The sequence below is a fragment of the Natribaculum luteum genome, assembly GCF_023008545.1.
Lineage (GTDB): Archaea > Halobacteriota > Halobacteria > Halobacteriales > Natrialbaceae > Natribaculum > Natribaculum luteum.
Genome location: NZ_CP095397.1, coordinates 3,461,036 through 3,478,235, shown reverse-complemented (window position 1 = coordinate 3,478,235; position 17,200 = coordinate 3,461,036). Strand labels below are relative to the sequence as shown.

The following is a 17,200-nucleotide window of genomic DNA, read 5'->3' as shown; positions in this document are numbered from 1 at the left end:
CGGATCTCGCTAGACGTACGTCATGTTGATCTCGATTTCGTTTGCGACTCCGAGCAGGAGATTTGGCATCTCCTCGTCGAACCGCTCGCCGCGGAGCCGTTTGGCCGGAGCCGAGAGGCTCAGCGCGCCGACGGCGACGCCGTCCTCGTCGGTGATCGGAACGCCGACGGCGTGGAGGCCGGGGATCGACTCCTCGCGGTTCTGGGCGAATCCCCGTTCGCGAATCTCCTCGAGTTCGGTCCAGAGTTCGTCGGGGTCGGTGATCGTGTCCTCAGTCTGGGCAGGGAGACCGTACCGGTCGATGATCTCGTCGATCCGGTCGTCGGGGAGGTGGGCGAGGATGGCCTTCCCGGCCGCGAGCTGGTGGAGATAGCTGAGTTGGCCGGTTCGCGCGTAGGTCTGTACCGACCGCTTCCCCGTCGCGATGTACAGGTGCATCCCGCGGCCGTGCTCTTCCGCGAGGATGTAGACTTTCTCGCCCGTCTCCTCGGCGAGTTCGTCGACTTTCTTCCGACCGACCTGGTAGAGCGAACTTTGCTCGCGAGCGTAATTCCCGAGGTTGAAAAATCGGAGCGCGACGTGAAACGTGTCCCCGTCGCGGGTCACGTAGCCGTTCGAGTATAGCGTCGCGAGGTGGCTGTGGACGGTACTTTTCGCCAGGTCCAGTTCCGTCGCCAGTTCGGTGACGCCAGCACCGTCGACCTCCTTCAGGTATTCGACGATGTCGAACGCCGTTTCGACTGCGTTTATCGTCCGCACGTCGTCGTTCATAGCTAATGAACGAGAATCACAGCCGCTTAGTTGTTTTGGAGAGCCGAACAGCGGCCGGCGCTTACAGGGACTGGCCGTCGACGAACAGCCGACAGCCGGCATCGCGCGCGTCGGCGTATCCGTCGTAGTACTCCATCAACTGGAACAGCGCACCCGTCGGATTGGCCGGCGAGACGAACGCCTCCCCCCAGTGGTCGAACTCGGCGTAGTCGACCACCGAGACGCCGCGATCCTCGAGTGCCTCGACCGCCGCCTCGAGGTCGGCGACCTCGAGGGTGACGTGGTGGAGACCGGGGCCGTTCTCCTCGAGGTAGTCGGTCAGGAACGACTCCGACCCCTCCTCGGGGGCGACGAGCTCGAGACGGGAGGCACCTCCGAGGACGTACGTGGCCCAGCGAAAGTCGCCGTACTCGCTCGGTTCCTCGTGGATCTTCTCGCAGCCGAGCGCGAACAGCAGCGCTTCGGCCTCCGCAATCGATTCGACGGCGATTCCAACGTGGTCGACCCGCATCGCTGGTAGTTCGGGCATACGCTGGTGACTGCAGGCCTGGTACATAGTCGTTTGGAACGCGGTTACACGTCTCTCGAGACGAGTGGTCACGTCGCACCGATAGATCAAAGTCACCGGCCTTCGACGGTAGACGTGCATGATAAAACTGGTAGAGTTTCTCGTCCGGAAAGACGAGTACAGCCACGACGAGTTCGTCGAACGCTGGGAGGGCGACCACGCCGCCATCGCACGCGAACTTCCCGGCCTTCGACGATACAGCACGTCCGTCCCGACGAACCCCGACGACGTCGAGTACGACGGCGTCCTCGAACTCGCATTCGAGAGCGAGCAGGCGCTGAACGAGGCGTTCGCCTCCGAGGTCGGCGAGGAGGTCATGGCCGACGCCGCCGAGTTCGTCGAGGTCGGCGCGGGGCCGCGCATGGTCGTCGACGAGACCGTCCAGCTCGAGGACGAATGACGGGAACGGCAGCCGCACTCGTCGAGACGCTCGAGGAACTCGGCGTCGAGTACGTCTTCGGCTATCCGGGTGGCAGGGTCATCGAGTTGCTCGATTACATTCCCGAGTCCGAGGTCGAACTCGTTCGTCCGCGCGACGAGCGTGAGGCGAGCGTGATGGCCGAGGTCCACGGCCGACTCACAGGCGCTCCCGGGGTGCTTGCCGGGCAGGGGCCGTGGGTCGGCAGTCTGGGGACGATCGGACAGATGGAAGCGCGGCTCTCCTCGTCGCCGATGGTCGCGCTCACCGAGGCGTCCGAGCGCGGCGAGTACTCCACGCTCGCGCCGTACCAGCAGGCTCGCGGCGACTACGGCGGCTTCAGCCTCCCGAACGTTCTCGATGGGGTGACCAAGGAGTGGTGGTTCCCCCGGACGCCGACCGAGACGCTTCGCTCGGTGCAACTGGCGTTCAAACACGCCGTCGCGGGCCGACCGGGGCCGACGGCGGTCATCCTCGACGGCGACGCCATCACCGCCGACGTCCCCGACGATCCGACTCCATCCGCGTGGGACGCACGCGAGCAGACGCGGACGTGGGACGCCGCACCGACCGCGAGCGACGTCGCCGCGGCCGTCGAGGCGCTCGAGGCCGCAGATAGGCCGGTGATCGTCGCGGGCAACGGCGTCCACGCCGCCCAGGCCTACGACGAACTGGCGGCGGTCGCCGACGCCTACGACTGCGTCGTCACCACCTCCTACCTGGGCAAGTCGACCTACCCCGAGACGGACGACCGCGCCGCCGGCGTCATCGGCTCGTTCGGCCACGAGGGGGCGAACCAGGCGGTGAGCGAGGCCGACACCGTGCTCGTCGTCGGCTGTCGCCTGAACCCGATGGACACCAACTGGCAGGCCCCCGAGTTCATCCGCCCCGACGAGCAGACGATCGTCCACGCCGACGTGGACACGCGCAACGCCGGCTGGGTCTACCCCGCCGACGTCGGGCTGATCGGCGACGCGAAGGAGAGCCTCGCCGCCCTCGCCGACACGGGGGAGGCGTCGAACGACTGGGCGCTCGAGCGGGCCGAATCGGCCCGGGGGTGGTTCGACGCGCCCGAATGCGAGGACGGCTCGAGTCCGATCAAGCCACAGCGCGCGGCCAAGGAAATTCAGCGAGTTGTCGACGAGGACACGATCGTCACCGCCGACTCCGGCAACAACCGCTTCTGGCTGCTCTACTACCTCCAGACGCCGGCCGTTCGCACCTACTTCGGCAGCGGCGGCGTCGGCGGGATGGGGTGGGCGAACCCGGCTGCGGTGTCGGCTGCGCTGACGACGGGCAAAGACGTCGTGGCGGTCGCCGGCGACGGCGGCTTCACGATGACGATGACGAGCGTCGAGACGGCCGTCGAGTACGGCGTCGCGCCGACGTTCGTCGTCTTAAACGACACCAGCCTCGGGATGGTCCGCCAGATGCAACACGGAGAAGACGACATCGCGGGCGTCGAATTCCACGACACGGACTTCGTCAAAGCCGCCGAGGCGTTCGGCGCGATCGGGCGGCGCGTCACCGAACCGGACGCCCTCGCCGACGCCCTCGAGGAGGGCAAAGCCGCCGACGTCCCCCACGTGATCGACGTTCGTATCGACCGCCAGGAGGACATGGCCGACACGCTCGCGTCCTCGTTCTACGAGTCGGTCGGCGGCCTCCACGAATAGTTACAAAGGATCAGCGGAAAGTAATACGATACAACATGAGCAACAACACGGTACTGGTAACGGGTGGAACCGGCTTCATCGGTTCCTACGTGGTACAGGATCTGATCGAACACGGCCACGACGTCGTCGCCTACGACCTCTCGACGGACACCGAGATCTTAGAGAAACTCGGCGTCGCCGACGAGGTCGAGGTGCGACGCGGCGACGTCTCCGACCCGACGGACGTGATCCGTGCGGTCAAGGAAACGGGCACGACGCACATCATCCACCTCGCGGCACTGCTGACGACGACGGCGCGGAACGCCCCCCGCGCTGCGGCCGAAGTCAATATCATGGGGACGAATAACGTCTTCGAGGCCGCCCGCACCCTCGACGACCAGGTCGAACGCGTCGCGTGGGCCTCCTCGGCCGCCGCGTACGCGCCGCCGGAGAACTACGACGCCGAGTGGGTCGACGAGGACGAACTCGTCTACCCCGACACCCTCTACGGTGCGACCAAAGAGTACAACGAACACCAAGCGCGGGTCTACCACGAAGACTACGGGCTCGACCACGTCGCCCTGCGCCCGACGGTGGCCTACGGCCCCTACCGCGAGACCGGCGGTTCGGCGTTCCTCGCGAACATCATCGAGAAGCCCGCTCTCGGCGAATCCTACAGCGTCGAGTACGGCGACCAGTACGTCGACTGGCAACACGTCGAAGACATCGCCCAGGCGTTCCGCAAGGCCGCGTTCACGCCCGAGGAAGACCTCACCCAGCGCGTCTACAACGTCCGCGGCGTCCTCGCGACCGTTCGCGAGGCCGCCGAGGCTGTCGAAGCCGTCATGCCCGACGCCGAGATCGACGTCTCCGACGAGGGTGAACTCCCCTGGACGCAGAACCTGGACATGACGAAGGCCGAGGCAGACCTCGGCTACGAGGTCCAGTACGACCTCGAGTCCGGCTTCCGCAAGTACATCAACGTCCTCCGCGAGGAGGAAGGCCTCGAGCCAGTCTAGCACCGCGTCTCGAGCGGTCGCGACCGTCGACCGACGACCCGCCGCCGTCGTCTGCCATCGAGACGGAAAGCGGTACGATTTATCACCCCTGCCCCGTTTGGTACGGCCGTACATGACATTCCACGAGCGGAGCTTTATGGAGGGAACGCTTGGCACACAGGCCGTCGACTGGGAAGAGCGGATCAACACCCAGCGGCTGCGTGAGGAGCGAAAAGAGAAGGCCCTGTCGAGACTGCAGGAGACCGATCTGGGCGCGATCCTCTTGCTCTCCGATCCGAACATCCGCTACGTCACTGGACTGGCGATGACCGGCGGCAGCGGTGCGGATCACTACACCCTGCTCACCGAGGAAGGCGACATCGTCCACTGGGACACCGCCGATCACGCGAGCAACCAGCGCGCGAACTGCCCGTGGCTCCAGGACATCCGTTACGCCTGTCCCGGGCTGGGCAACGTCCCGCGGGCCTCGGGCCGAAACTCCGCTCGCCAGTTCTTGCTCGAGACGATGGCCGAGGGCGTCGCCGAGGCGATGACCGAGTACGGCGTCGCCGACGAGACACTCGGCGTCGACGTCGGAAACCGGGGGCTACTGTCGGCACTCGAGGATCAGGGCCTCGAGACCGACGTCGAGACCTGCAACGCGATCATGGAGGACGCCCGCAAGGTCAAGACCGACGACGAGATCGAGTGTCTGCGCATGGTCGCCGCGATCTGTGAGGCCGGCTTCCAGCGGATCACCGAGGAGGCGAAACCGGGGATGCGCGAGACCGAAGTCTGGGGCGAGGCCGTGAGCGAACTCTGGCGTCACGGGGCGTTCGTCGGCGGTGGCTACCTCACTTCCGGGCCGAACACGTGGCCGAAACACCAGGCGAACACCACCGACCGGATGATCCGACCCGGCGACCTCGTCTACGCCGACATGTACAATATCGGCTACCTCGGCTACCGCTCCTGTTACTACCGCACGTTCAGCATGGGCGAGCCCACCCAGGAACAGAAGGACGCCTACGAGACCGCCCGCGACAACCTCTACGACGTGTTAGAGCGCATCGAACCCGGCGCGACGACCGACGAGATCGCGATGGGCTTTCCCGACATGGAGGGCGAGCACGCCGACTTCTACGACGCCGACGAGCACTGGCAGATGACGACCAACCACTGGGCCCACGGCCTCGGGCTGCAGCTCTACGAGGTGCCGCTGATCTGGCGCGGCCTCTCGCCCGACCACCCCATCGAGATCGAGGAGGGGATGACTATGGCCGTCGAGACCCAGGAACCAGCGGGCCGCCAGGGCGTCCGCGTCGAGGAGATGGTCGTCGTCCGCGAGAACGGCGTCGAGATCCTGAGTCAGTGGCCCGTCGAGGAGATCACGGTCATCGACTACTGATAATGATTGCTGTGACTGGTTGCCGACGCAACCGCAAGACGGGTCGCGGTTGCGGCGGTAACGACTCACAGCTATCGTTATGAAACTCGTCCGGTCTGCTCACTCGAGTTCGACTCGATCGTCCTCGGACGCGACGATGCGCTCGCGCCACGCGTCGGGCACCGCTCGAGGCGTCCCCGCTTCGTCGAGCATCACGTGGACGACCTCGCCCTCCGCGGCAATCTCGTCGTCGGTTCGCACCTCGAAGTCCGAGGTCAGACTCGAGTCGCCGATTCGCGTGAACCGATAGGCGACCGTCACGGAGTCCTCGAGGGTGATCGGTGCGGCGTAGTCGATCTCCTGGTGGACGAGCGCGCCCTCGGTCTCCTCGAGGCGAACGCCGAGGACGTGCCGGAAGTACCGCCGTCTGGCTTCTTCGACGTACACCAGGATGGTCGCATTGTGTACCTGATTCATCGGGTCGAGGTCACGAAATCTGACCGCAATCTCCGTCTCGTACGTAAATTTCGTCATGGCGTGTCGAGCTTTCGATCCGAGTGGCTTTGTCTTGACGTTCGGCGAACCATCTGCCGGCCGACGTTTCGCCCCTTCGCCAACGATTAAGACGTTTCCCCCGAATTGAGTGGTGTATGCAACTCGGGACTGGTCTGTTCACCGCCCAGTGGCGGCCGGACGACGACCGCGAGACGAGCGACCTCTACGACGAGATGCTGACGCTGACCCGCGAGATCGAAGACGCGGGATTAGACAGCGCGTGGGTCTCCGAACACCACTTCGCCGAGGACGGCTACCTCTCGGGAACGATGCCCTCGCTCGGGGCGATGGCCGCCGAAACCGACGAGATCGAGATCGGCACCTGTATCGCACTCGGGCCGCTGTACGAACCGATCCGGCTCGCCGAGGACGCCGCCACAGTCGACCTGCTCTCCGACGGCCGACTCACGCTCGGGCTGGCCATCGGCTCGAACCCGAAGGAGTTCGACGTCTTCGGCGTCCCACGCGAGCAGCGGGCCGAACGCCTCGGCGACCTCGTGCCCTTCCTGCGCGGGGCCTGGAGCGAGGGCGACCTCGAGTACGACTCGGAGTTCCACGACGTGCCGACGGACGTCTCGATCACGCCGAAGCCCACGAACGGGGAGGTCCCGATCATGCTCGGCGGCGCGGCAAAGCCCGCCGTGCGGCGTGCGGCCCGGACCGCAGAGGGATGGTGTGCGCCCTCCGCGCTCTCGATCGAGGGCGTGCGAAAGCGCGTCGAAGACATCCGGTCGGTCCGCGAGGAGGAGGGCCTCGACGGCGACTTCACGATCTACGTCCTCCAGCACGGCTGGGTCGGCGACTCCCGCGAGGAGGCCTGGGAGACGATGAAAGACGGCTACCTCTACATCCAGCGTCGCTACGCCGAAATCTTCTCGGGCGAGTCCGTAGACGAACTCGACGACGAACGCAAGCAGGAACTCAAAGAGCAGGCGATCTTCGGCACGCCAGAGCAGGTCGTCGCGGAACTCGAGGAGTACCGTGAGGCGCTTGGCGACGACATTCACTTCATCTTCCGGACGTATCACCCCGGCGTCGGCACCGAGGAGATGGTCGAGTGCGTCCACCGTCTCGGCGAGGAAGTGGCTCCCGAGCTTCGGTAACGCCTCGATCCCTGCTCGAAAACAGCCGTTTTACCGTTATCCCGTCTTGTAGACGCCTCGAGCGTCCGCGATAAGCGTCTCATCGTCTGCGGCGTACACCTCGACGTCGACGGTACCGACGTCGCTCCCACACCGGACCACGTCGGCCTCGGCGTAGAGGTCGCCCGTCCCCGCCGAGAGGTAGTCGATCCGCATGTCGATCGTCGGCACCGGTTGATCGACCAGCGAGACCAGCGCCGCGCCGCCGACGGTGTCCGCGAGCGTGAACGTGACCCCGCCGTGGGCCATCAACTGCTCGTCGTTCCACGAGAGGTCTTCGGTCATCTCGAGGTGGCCCTCGGCGTGGCCGTCCGCACACTCGGTCACGTCGATACCCAGCATGGATGCGAAGGGCATCCCTTCGAAGAACGCTTCGACGTCCATACGCCATGCTCACGCGCGACGAACATAAAACTAGACGAGAGCGTTCGATTCGAACCGTCGGTCGACGTGAACATACCCCATTGTGGTTACGTAGACGCAGTCACGTGCCGAGATGTAAACGCATAAGGTAACGTGAACCCGCTATTCGAACGCATGAGCTACGAAGGACCGACGAGCCTCTACGTCGGCGGCGAGTGGACCGATGGCGATACCGACGAGCGCCTCGAGACGCTCGACCCGTCGAACGAGACGACGTACGCGACGGTCGCGGCAGCGAGCGCGAGTGACGTGGACGCAGCGGTCGACGCGGCCGCAACCGCAGTCGAGCGGGGAAGCGAGTGGCGGACGCTCGACCCCGCCGACCGCGCGGCGTACATGCACGCACTCGCAGACCAGATCGAGGAGTGGAAAGACGACATCGCGCTCGTCGAATCGCGCGATAACGGCAAGACGCTGTTCGAGGCCGGACTGGAGGTACAGATGGTGATCGACACCTTCCGGTACTACGCCGGCTGGGCGGACAAACTCGAGGGGAGCCAGATCCCCGTCCCCGGGGACCGCCTCGATTTCACCATCCGCGAACCCGTCGGGGTGACGGGCCACATCGTGCCGTGGAACTACCCGTTCCAGCTCGCCGGACGTAGCCTCGCGCCCGCGCTGGCTTGCGGGAACAGCGCCGTGGTCAAGCCCTCGAGTCAGACGCCGCTGTCGGCGCTGTACTACGCGAAAGCCGCCGAGGAAGTCGGGCTCCCCGAGGGCGTGCTCAACGTCGTGCCGGGTCGCGGTAGCGTCGCCGGAAACGCACTCGCTGAGAACCCGGCCGTCGACCACGTCGCGTTCACCGGCAGCACCGAGATCGGCAAGCGCGTCATGGGCCAGGCCGCCGAGAACGTCACCGGCGTCACCCTCGAACTGGGCGGCAAGGGGCCGAACGTGATCTTCCCCGACGCCGACCTCGAGGCCGCAGCCCAGGGCGTCCACTACGGCATCTTCATGAACGCCGGCCAGATGTGCTGGGCCGGTTCGCGACTGGTCGTCCACGAGGACGTCCACGACGAGGTCGTCGAACAGATCGTCGCCGGCGCGGAGGCGACGCCACTCGGCGACGGCATCGACGACGACGCCCGCATGGGGCCGCTGGTCAGCGAGTCCCACCGCGAGGAGGTCTTAGAGTACATCGAGCAGGGCGTCGAAGAGGGCGCGACCATCGAAACCGGGGGCGAGATCCCCGAGGACAAACCCGAGGGCTACTTCCTCGAGCCGACCGTCTTCACCGACGTCACGAACGATATGACGATCGCCCGTGAGGAGATCTTCGGGCCCGTGCTGTCGGTCATCGAGGTCGAAAGCGAGGCGGAGGCCCTCGAGGTCGCCAACGACTCGCCGTACGGCCTGCTCGCCGGCGTCTGGACCAACGACCTCTCGCGCGCCCACCGTTTCGCCCGCGACCTCGAGTATGGCATGGTCAGCGTCAACGAGTACCCCGTAACCTTCCCACAGACGCCCTTCGGCGGCGTCAAAGAGAGCGGCGAGGGCCGCGAACAGGGCTACGAGGCGATTCGCGAGTACACCCAGGCGAAGAACGTCAACATCAACTTCGAGTAGTCGTCCGGCGAGGACAGAGAGCCGACTCGCGTCCGCAGGGCCTCAGCGGTGGTCGTAGACGCGTTTTACTTTTCCAACTTCCGTCCGCTCGATGCTGCCGTACTCGACGAACTCGAGTTCGTCGGGCGTAAACGACAGCGCACTCTCGAGTCGGACGAGTACGTCCTCGCGCAGTTCATCGCGGTCGCCGTCGAACTCCTCGGCGAGTTCGACGGTGAGGTCCAGTCGATCGAGGTTCCCCTCGCGGTGGAGGTCGATGCGGTACTGGGGTTCGACGGCGTCGAACTCGAGGACGACGTCCTCGATCTGGCTCGGGTAGAGGTTGACCCCGCGGACGATCAGCAGGTCGTCGGCGCGGCCGGTGACGCCGTCCATTCGGGCCATCGTCCGGCCACACGCACACTCCTCGTAGGTCAGCGTCGTCATGTCGCCGGTCCGATAGCGGAGGACGGGAAGCGCCTCCTTCGAAAGCGACGTGAGCACGAGTTCGCCCTCCTCGCCCTCGGGGAGTGGCTCGCCCGTCTCGGGGTCGATCACCTCGGGATAGAAGTGGTCTTCCCAGATGTGCAGGCCGTCCTGGGCCTCGTGGCACTCGACGGCGACGCCGGGGCCGATCAGTTCCGAGAGGCCGTAGTTTTCGATTCCCGTGGCGTCGAGGCGCGTTTCGATCTCCTCGCGCATCGGCTCCGTGCAGGTCTCTGCGCCGTAGAGGACCGTCGAGATCGGCAACTCTCGGGGGTCGACGCCCATCTCCTCGGCCGTCTCGGCGAGGTAGAGCGCATACGACGGCGTACAGCCGATTGCGTCGCTCCCCAGGTCGCGTGCGAGTTCGATCTGTCGCTGCGTGTTCCCGCTACTCGTGGGGACGACGTTCGCGCCGAGTGCCTCGGCTCCGCCGTGAAAGCCCAACCCGCCGGTGAACAGCCCGTAGCCGTAGGCGTTCTGGACGGTGTCGTTCGAGTCGATCCCCGCCGCTCGCATCGAGCGGGCCATCACCTCGTTCCACACCTCGAGGTCGTCTGCAGTGTAGGCGACGATCTTGGGCTTGCCCGTCGTCCCCGAGGAGGCGTGGATGCGCCGGATCTCCTCGTCGTCGACGGCGAACAGGCCGTCGGGGTACTCGGCGCGGAAATCCGCTTTCGTCGTGAACGGGAGTTCGCGAACGTCGTCGATCGTCTCGACGTCCTCGGGCGAGACGCTCGCCTCCTCGAGTTTCTCCCGGTACCGCGGGACGTTCTCGTAGGCGTGTCGGACCGTCCGTTGGAGCCGCTTGGACTGCAGCTCGCGGAGTTCGGCACGTGACGCTCGCTCGATGTCCTCTGTCATGGTTCTTCACCGAATGCCATGATGGCAAGCGCCAAAGCTCTTGATATCTTGTCTCACGGCCCTACATGGATAGCGAGACGCGTTGGATGGTCACCGGCCGGTCGTGTGGAAGTCGTCGAGCGGGTCCCGGATGGACGTTTCGCCACCCGGACGCGTCAGCCGCAGTGTATCTCGCCGGGACGGGAACTGCTTTCACGGGGGCGTTCGAACGAGACTCCGTATGCGAATCGCGTTACTCGGCGGAACCGGTGACATCGGCGAAGGACTGGCCCTGCGACTGGCTCGCGATACGACCCACGAGGTCGTCGTCGGCTCGCGAACGGCCGAGAAGGCGGCGTCGGCGGTCGAGGAGTACGCCGACCGACTCGGCGACGATCTCACCGCAGAGCTCTCGAGTGCGGAAAACGACGACGCGGCGGTCGACGCGGACGTAGTCGCCGTCTGCGTCCCACCGTACCACGTCTCGGACACCGTCGAATCCGTCGCAGGCAGGGTAGACGACGACGCCGTCCTCGTCAGCCCCGCGGTCGGCATCTCGAGAGACGACGAGGGGTTCCACTACAACCGCCCGCCACACGGAAGCGTCGCGGAGGTCGCGGCGGAGGCCGCACCCGACGCCGTTCCGGTCGTCGGTGCCTTCCAGAACCTCGCGGCCGGCGCGCTGGCGGACCTCGAGCACGACCTCGGGTTCGACGTGATCGTCACCGGGGACGACGCCGACGCGAAGGCGACGGTGACGGCGCTCGTCGAGGAGATCGACGGCCTCCGTGCGCTCGACGGCGGCGCGCTGGCCAACAGCGCCGAGGTCGAGGCGATGACGCCACTTTTGATCAACCTGGCGGTGGAAAACGACGGACTGCACGACCTGGGCGTCTCGTTTCAATAACGCGCGCGCGTGGGGTTCAGGACGAGCACTCGAGTCGACAGAGCGAACGCTGATCGAGCGGGCAAAAATCGGGGGAACGGATTCGGTCGGCCTATTCGAACTTCTCGAACGGCTGGTCGCAGGCGTTACAGTAGTGCATCGACCGGCAGAGCGACGGTCCCTTCGGGTGTTCGCGAACGGTGTTGGTCGATCCGCAGTAGGGACACTCGGCGCCCGCCGTCTCGCCGCTCGTGGCAACGGATGGATCTTCTCGCATGGTTAGATACTGAGTCCGAACTCGCGGAGGTCGTCTTTGCCCTGTTCGGTCACCATCTCGATCGACCAGCCGGGACTCCAGACGAGCTGGAGGTCGACCTCCTCGACGCCGTCGACGTCGGCGACGGCCTCCTCGACCTGGCCCTCGAGCATGTCCCGTGCGGGACAGCCGGAGTAGGTGAGCGTCATGTCGACGTGTGCGACGCCGTCGTCGGAGACGGCGACGCCGTAGATCAGGCCGAGGTCGACGATGCTGACCGGCATCTCGGGATCTTCGATCTCGTAGAGGACCTCCCATACGTCGGCTTCGAGGCCCGTCGCGTCCTCGCCGGTTGCGGGGAGTTCCTCGACGGCTTCGCCTTCGCGGTAGTCGGTGTACGCACACGGCGTCGCGTCGGGGTCGGTGTCTGGAGTCTCGCTGCTCATGATGGGATTATTCGGCGGTCTCCATGATCTTGGTCGCTTCCGAGCGACCGAGTTCGCGGTAGGTGTGGGTAAACTCGTCGTGGAGGTCGGCCCACGCGTCGGTGTGGCTGCCGTCGCGGCCGCGCTCGTCTGGGAGCGCGTCGTCTCGAACTTCGAACTCGTACTCGTCGAAGTGAACCCGTTCGACTGCCGGCGTCTCGAGGCCCAGTCCCTCGAGGAACGGGGCGACCGTGTTGACCCACTCCTCGGCGAGGTCCTCGAGGCTCTCGGTCCGGAACCCGGCGTCGACGATCGTTTCCTCCGTCTGTTCGTCGACCGGTTCGAACAGCGTCAGCGCGTGGGGGAAGAGCCGATCGACGGCATCCTGGAGGTGGTCGTGGCCTTCGCCGTTGGCGAGCCGTTCCATCCAGTTTTCGGCGTGCTCTCGGTGGTATCCTTCCTCGGACTGGATCTTGCCGACGCGGTCTGCGATCTTGGCGTAACTGGACTCCTCGAGCGCCTCGAGGCGGAGTTCCTCGGCGACGTCGTAGAGGTAGTGGCGGACGATGGCGTCGGCCCAGTCACCCTCGGCGAACGGCCGTTCGACGAGCGTGCTGTGGCGCCACTCGTCGGGCTCGCGTTCGTACACGAGTTCGTGTTCCTCGTAGCCGAGGTCTTCCAGGACGTCGTACCACAGTCTGGCGTGACCGAGTTCGTCCTGGGCGTTGTTCGACAGCGCCAGGTCCGACTCGAGGGTGGGTGCGCGGACCTGCCACTCGGTGTAGCGCTCTGCGAGCACGTACTCGTCGTCGGCGAGGCGCTGTAGCAGGGCCTCGAGCGCGTCTCGCTCGTCGGCGTCGAGTTCCTCGGGGCTCTCGATCTCGCCGACCATCAGGCGTCACCCCGCTGTTTCTCGGCTTCGGCCTGCTGGCCTTCCGAGTCGATGACCTCCGCCGCGTGCTCGACGTCCGACTTGTACGTCGGCGCCCAGCGGTAGCTCTTGTCGGTCGAGCCGCCGAAGGAAATTTCGTCGGCGTCGAGTTCGCCGATCTCGGACTTCGGGACGACCCAGATGCTGTTGGTCGGTTTGCGCCGGCCGTGCTGGATAGCGGCGAACTGCTTTGCCATCTCGCGGTCCGGCGCGTGAACGTTGCCACAGTGGGTGTGGTAGCCACCCTGCTCTTCCTGTCGGAATACTTCCCAGATCATGGTCAGTCGGCTGCCTGCGGTTTGGCGCTTCCTTCGGGCACGTTCTCCCACTCGAGCGTGTCACGGACCCACTGGACGGCGTCCTGTGCGGCCTTGCGACCGTTGATCTGACCCAGTCCGGGTTCGTAGTCGTTCTTGGCGATCTGGAAGAACTCGTCCCAGTCCAGATCGTCCTCGACGACCTCGTAGGTGCCGTCGTCGCGCTCGCGAATGCGCGGCTCGTCGGGGATCTCGAGGCCGTAGCGCTCGGCTTTCGGAATGTACTCGCGCAGGAACATCGAGCGAAGTTCGTCGTTGGACTTCGTCTTCAGCCCGACGTCCGAGGAGAAGTCGTGGTGGGTGCTCTGGTCGTCGGTGGGGCCGAAGAACTGGATGATGCGGGGCCACCACTTCTCGAAGGCCTCCTGGGTCATCTCCTGTTCTTTCTTCGAGCCCGTCATCAGCGTCGCGAGGATGCTCTCGCCGTGTTTGACGTGGAAGCCCTCCTCGAAGCAGACCTTGTCCATCGCGTGGGCGTAGGGTTCCCAGCTGGTACGACGCAGGGTCGCCTGCCGGCGCATCGCCGCCCCGTCGACGAAGAAGGCGATCATCGGCGTCTCGACCCAGCTGTCCATCGGGTAGTGGAAGCAGTTGAGGAACTTGCCCTTGCCGTTCGCGAGGTCGTCGAGCATCTCCTCGCGGGTCTTCACGCCGAGGGACTCCGCGGCGCGGTAGAGCAACTGCCCGTGGCCGATCTCGTCCTGGACCTTCGCGGAGAACGCCAGCTTTCGGTCGATACTCGGCGCCTGCCGGATGAACGGACGCTCCAGGTACGCGCCCATGATCTCGCTGTTGGCGTGGAACTCGATCATCCGGGTCGCCGCCTTCCGGTACTCCTCGGGCATGTCGTCCGCGGGGCTGAACGCCCGCGGTTCCGCCCGTTCTTTGACTGTGTCGACGTCCATCGTTCATAGTTGTCTAGCACGGACACGGCCTTAGTGATTGACCCGGACATAGACTGGGTTTAAGTACCCAGGGTCGCTACGATCGACCATGATCGAGGAGTGTCTGGCCGTGGAGTTCCAGGTCACCGACGACGACTGTCCACTGGCCGACGCGACACGGGACGTCGACGTACAGATCAACGCGCTCTCGCCCCAGCTCCGTGACGACGGCTACGTTCTCTTGCAGTTCAGTTCGCCGACGAACGAGGCCCTGCGCGAGACCCTCGACGCCGACGACCGGATCCGCTACCTCCACGTCGCGACCGCGGACGGCCGGGACACCTACCGCTGTCTCTCGAAACACCCCTGCATCGTCCACACGCTCATCAGCGGCGGGCTCATCGTCGAGAACCTCCGGTACCGGGACGGCCGGGCCGCCATCTTCGGTGCGGTCGTCGGCCGCGACGTCCTCAAGGGCGTCATGGAACGGGCCGGACAGGCCGTCGGCGTGCGGCTCGAGCGCGTCTACCCGCTCCAGTCGGAAGCCGAGGAGGTTCCGAGCCAGCAGTGGAACGTCACGCCGAGACAGGAAGAGTGCATTCGCGTCGCGCTGGAACTCGGCTACTTCTCCATCCCGCGGGAGGCGACCGCGAGCGACGTCGCCGACGAACTCGGCATCAGCAAGTCGGCGTTCCTCGAGCGACTCCACCGCGCGGAGGCGTCGCTGTTCGAGCAGATTTTCATGTAGCGACCGCACCCGCCCGATAGTTATTTGGTCTCACACGCACACCGCCCGGCCATGGAGGACTCAGTTGCAACTGCGCGTTCGCTCGCAGAGGACGATCCGTACTGTGAAACCCTCGGGATCGAACTGACCGACATCGGCGAAGGCACCGCGACGACCGAGTTGACGGTGACCGAAGACCTGCTGAACTTCCACGGAACTCCCCACGGCGGCGCGGTCTACTCGCTCGCGGACGCGGCGTTTGCGGCCGCCTCGAACTCCCACGGCGACACCGCGGTCGCCCTCGAGACGAACATCTCCTACCTCGACGCCGTCGACGTCGGTGACGTCCTCACGGCGACCGCAGAGGAGACTCACGTCGCCGGCCGAACCGCCGAGTACGAGGTCGTCGTCACCGACCAGGACGACGAACGGATCTCGACGTTCCGCGGCCGGGTGTACATCCTGGGCTAGAATCGGACGCCGGTTACGTTCTTCTCGCGAAGATACGGGCAGAGAGACCGACGGTTGGCGACGGACAGTCCACCAGCGCCAGCGACAGCTGCGACCAGCGGACAGCAGCGTGTGACCAGCGTTCCGGCAGTCCGACGCGTTCGTCGGTCTCGGAAAAAACGAACCGAAGGCCCTCGGATCGACAGTCCGCAGGGACTATCGGTGGTCGAACACGCGCTGGACCTTGCCGACTTCCGTGCGCTCGATGGTGCCGTACTCGGCGAGCGTCAGGACGTCGGGGGTAAAGGAGAGCACGTTCTCGAGGCGGGTGAGGATCCGGTCGTGGAGTTCGTCCACGTCGCCGTCGAAGTCGTCGACGAGTTCGACCGTGACCTCGATGGTGTCGAGGTTGTTCTCGCGGTCCAGGTCGATGCGGTAGTAGGGTGCCACCTCGTCGAACTCGAGGACGACGTCCTCGATCTCGCTCGGGTAGAGGTTGACCCCGCGGACGATCAGCAGGTCGTCGGCGCGACCGGTGACGTTGTCCATCCGGACCATCGTCCGGCCACACTCACACTCCTCGTAGTTCAGCGTCGTGAGGTCGCCAGTGCGGTACCGGAGCACTGGCAGTGCCTCTTTCGAGAGCGTCGTCAGGACGAGTTCGCCCTCTTCGCCCTCGGGGAGCGGTTCGCCCGTCTCGGGGTCGACGACTTCCGGGTAGAAGCGGTCTTCCCAGAGGTGCAGGCCGTCCTGGGCTTCGTGGCACTCGTTGGAGACGCCGGGGCCGACGATCTCCGAGAGGCCGTAGATGTCGATCCCGTTGACGTCGAGGCGCTCTTCGATCTCCTCGCGCATCGGTTCTGTACAGGGCTCTGCGCCGAAGATGACCGTCGAGAGGGGCAGGTCCTTGACGTCGACGCCCATCTCCTCGGCCGTCTCGGCGAGGTAGAGCGCGTACGATGGCGTACAGGAGATCGCGTCGCTCTCCAGGTCCTGGAGCATCTCGACCTGACGCTGGGTTCCGCCACCGCCGATGGGGATCACCGTCGCGCCGAGTTTTTCGACCCCGTAGTGGAGACCGAGGCCCCCGGTGAACAGGCCGTAGCCGTAGGCGTTCTGGACGGTGTCGCCCGGTTCGACGCCACCCGCGGCGAGCGAGCGTGCGACCGCGTCGCTCCAGACGTCGAGGTCCTTCTCGGTGTAGGAGACGATCTTGGGCTTGCCCGTCGTCCCCGAGGAGGCGTGGATCCGCCGGATCTCCTCGTCGTCGACGGCGAACAGGCCGTCGGGGTACTCGGCGCGGAAGTCTTCTTTCGTCGTGAACGGGAGTTTGTGAATGTCGTCGACCGTCTCGATGTCCTCGGGCGAGACGCCGGCCTCGTCGAGTTCTTCGCGGTAGTAGTCGACGTTCTCGTACGCGTTCCGTACCGTCTCGCGGAGGCGCTCGTTCTGGACTGCCCGGATCTCGTCGCGTGAGGCAGTCTCTATGTCCTCGTAAATCATCCTCACCTCCCACTCTATAGTCACCTGTTAAAA

At 65.5% G+C, this 17,200-nt stretch carries 20 protein-coding genes; 9 read left to right on the top strand and 11 right to left on the bottom strand.

Annotated elements, in window-relative coordinates; all coding sequences use genetic code 11:
- Positions 1–9: 9 nt before the first annotated feature.
- Both MU558_RS17940 and MU558_RS17935 read right to left on the bottom strand, forming a co-directional pair.
- Positions 10–771, bottom strand: coding sequence for an IclR family transcriptional regulator (locus tag MU558_RS17940; protein ID WP_246970339.1), 762 nt, complete (start codon positions 769–771; stop codon positions 10–12).
- Between the two features lie 61 nt (positions 772–832).
- Positions 833–1,300, bottom strand: coding sequence for a VOC family protein (locus MU558_RS17935; RefSeq protein ID WP_246970336.1), 468 nt, complete (start codon positions 1,298–1,300; stop codon positions 833–835).
- A gap of 118 nt (positions 1,301–1,418) precedes the next feature.
- Here MU558_RS17935 and MU558_RS17930 point away from each other — a divergent pair, with 118 nt between their 5' ends.
- The 4 genes from MU558_RS17930 to MU558_RS17915 all read left to right on the top strand — a co-directional run bounded on the left by MU558_RS17930 (position 1,419) and on the right by MU558_RS17915 (position 5,818).
- Positions 1,419–1,739 (top strand): EthD family reductase, encoded by a 321-nt coding sequence (locus MU558_RS17930; RefSeq protein ID WP_246970333.1) that lies wholly within the window; start codon positions 1,419–1,421, stop codon positions 1,737–1,739.
- Positions 1,736–3,433, top strand: coding sequence for a thiamine pyrophosphate-binding protein (locus MU558_RS17925; RefSeq protein WP_246970330.1), 1,698 nt, complete (start codon positions 1,736–1,738; stop codon positions 3,431–3,433). The genes MU558_RS17930 and MU558_RS17925 overlap by 4 nt, the downstream gene beginning before the upstream one ends.
- A gap of 35 nt (positions 3,434–3,468) precedes the next feature.
- Positions 3,469–4,431, top strand: coding sequence for an NAD-dependent epimerase/dehydratase family protein (locus MU558_RS17920; RefSeq protein WP_246970328.1), 963 nt, complete (start codon positions 3,469–3,471; stop codon positions 4,429–4,431).
- A gap of 112 nt (positions 4,432–4,543) precedes the next feature.
- Positions 4,544–5,818 carry a M24 family metallopeptidase gene (locus tag MU558_RS17915; RefSeq protein ID WP_246970326.1) on the top strand — a complete coding sequence of 425 codons (1,275 nt, stop codon included), beginning with the start codon at positions 4,544–4,546 and terminating at the stop codon, positions 5,816–5,818.
- A 99-nt stretch (positions 5,819–5,917) separates the two neighbouring features.
- Here MU558_RS17915 and MU558_RS17910 read toward each other — a convergent pair whose 3' ends face one another.
- Positions 5,918–6,331, bottom strand: coding sequence for an acyl-CoA thioesterase (locus MU558_RS17910; RefSeq protein WP_246970324.1), 414 nt, complete (start codon positions 6,329–6,331; stop codon positions 5,918–5,920).
- A 116-nt stretch (positions 6,332–6,447) separates the two neighbouring features.
- On the opposite strand from MU558_RS17910, the gene MU558_RS17905 reads away from it, so the two are divergent.
- Complete coding sequence (locus MU558_RS17905; RefSeq protein ID WP_246970322.1) at positions 6,448–7,455, top strand: LLM class flavin-dependent oxidoreductase; 1,008 nt, start codon at positions 6,448–6,450, stop codon at positions 7,453–7,455.
- A gap of 36 nt (positions 7,456–7,491) precedes the next feature.
- On the opposite strand, the gene MU558_RS17900 is transcribed toward MU558_RS17905, so the two are convergent.
- Positions 7,492–7,878 (bottom strand): PaaI family thioesterase, encoded by a 387-nt coding sequence (locus tag MU558_RS17900; RefSeq protein WP_246970319.1) that lies wholly within the window; start codon positions 7,876–7,878, stop codon positions 7,492–7,494.
- Positions 7,879–8,031: 153 nt separating this feature from the next.
- Between MU558_RS17900 and MU558_RS17895 the strand changes: the two genes are divergently transcribed.
- The gene (locus tag MU558_RS17895; RefSeq protein WP_246970316.1) at positions 8,032–9,483 is read left to right on the top strand and encodes an aldehyde dehydrogenase family protein; all 1,452 of its coding nucleotides are present in this window, start codon (positions 8,032–8,034) and stop codon (positions 9,481–9,483) included.
- Positions 9,484–9,525: 42 nt separating this feature from the next.
- On the opposite strand, the gene paaK (MU558_RS17890) is transcribed toward MU558_RS17895, so the two are convergent.
- Entirely contained in the window at positions 9,526–10,809 is a 1,284-nt protein-coding gene (paaK, locus tag MU558_RS17890; RefSeq protein WP_246970313.1) for a phenylacetate--CoA ligase PaaK, read from the bottom strand.
- A 220-nt stretch (positions 10,810–11,029) separates the two neighbouring features.
- Between paaK (MU558_RS17890) and npdG the strand changes: the two genes are divergently transcribed.
- The gene (gene npdG, locus MU558_RS17885; RefSeq protein WP_246970310.1) at positions 11,030–11,695 is read left to right on the top strand and encodes an NADPH-dependent F420 reductase; all 666 of its coding nucleotides are present in this window, start codon (positions 11,030–11,032) and stop codon (positions 11,693–11,695) included.
- A gap of 91 nt (positions 11,696–11,786) precedes the next feature.
- On the opposite strand, the gene paaE is transcribed toward npdG, so the two are convergent.
- The 5 genes from paaE to paaA are packed head-to-tail and all read right to left on the bottom strand — an operon-like array spanning position 11,787 to position 14,508.
- Entirely contained in the window at positions 11,787–11,951 is a 165-nt protein-coding gene (gene paaE, locus MU558_RS17880; RefSeq protein WP_246970307.1) for a 1,2-phenylacetyl-CoA epoxidase subunit PaaE, read from the bottom strand.
- A gap of 2 nt (positions 11,952–11,953) precedes the next feature.
- Positions 11,954–12,376 (bottom strand): 1,2-phenylacetyl-CoA epoxidase subunit PaaD, encoded by a 423-nt coding sequence (gene paaD, locus MU558_RS17875; protein WP_246970305.1) that lies wholly within the window; start codon positions 12,374–12,376, stop codon positions 11,954–11,956.
- A 7-nt stretch (positions 12,377–12,383) separates the two neighbouring features.
- Positions 12,384–13,247: a 1,2-phenylacetyl-CoA epoxidase subunit PaaC gene (gene paaC / locus MU558_RS17870; RefSeq protein ID WP_246970295.1), complete on the bottom strand. Its 864-nt coding sequence runs from the start codon at positions 13,245–13,247 to the stop codon at positions 12,384–12,386.
- Positions 13,247–13,564: a 1,2-phenylacetyl-CoA epoxidase subunit PaaB gene (gene paaB / locus MU558_RS17865; protein WP_246970292.1), complete on the bottom strand. Its 318-nt coding sequence runs from the start codon at positions 13,562–13,564 to the stop codon at positions 13,247–13,249. The genes paaC and paaB overlap by 1 nt, the downstream gene beginning before the upstream one ends.
- Before the next feature lie 2 nt (positions 13,565–13,566).
- Positions 13,567–14,508, bottom strand: a complete 942-nt coding sequence (gene paaA, locus MU558_RS17860; protein ID WP_246970289.1) for a 1,2-phenylacetyl-CoA epoxidase subunit PaaA — start codon at positions 14,506–14,508, stop codon at positions 13,567–13,569.
- Between the two features lie 88 nt (positions 14,509–14,596).
- Here paaA and MU558_RS17855 point away from each other — a divergent pair, with 88 nt between their 5' ends.
- Positions 14,597–15,235, top strand: coding sequence for a helix-turn-helix domain-containing protein (locus MU558_RS17855; protein WP_246970286.1), 639 nt, complete (start codon positions 14,597–14,599; stop codon positions 15,233–15,235).
- Between the two features lie 51 nt (positions 15,236–15,286).
- Positions 15,287–15,685 carry a hydroxyphenylacetyl-CoA thioesterase PaaI gene (gene paaI / locus MU558_RS17850; protein ID WP_246970282.1) on the top strand — a complete coding sequence of 133 codons (399 nt, stop codon included), beginning with the start codon at positions 15,287–15,289 and terminating at the stop codon, positions 15,683–15,685.
- Between the two features lie 195 nt (positions 15,686–15,880).
- On the opposite strand, the gene paaK (MU558_RS17845) is transcribed toward paaI, so the two are convergent.
- A complete protein-coding gene (paaK, locus tag MU558_RS17845; protein WP_246970280.1) occupies positions 15,881–17,167 on the bottom strand; it encodes a phenylacetate--CoA ligase PaaK in 1,287 nt (428 codons plus the stop codon).
- Positions 17,168–17,200 lie beyond the last annotated feature (33 nt).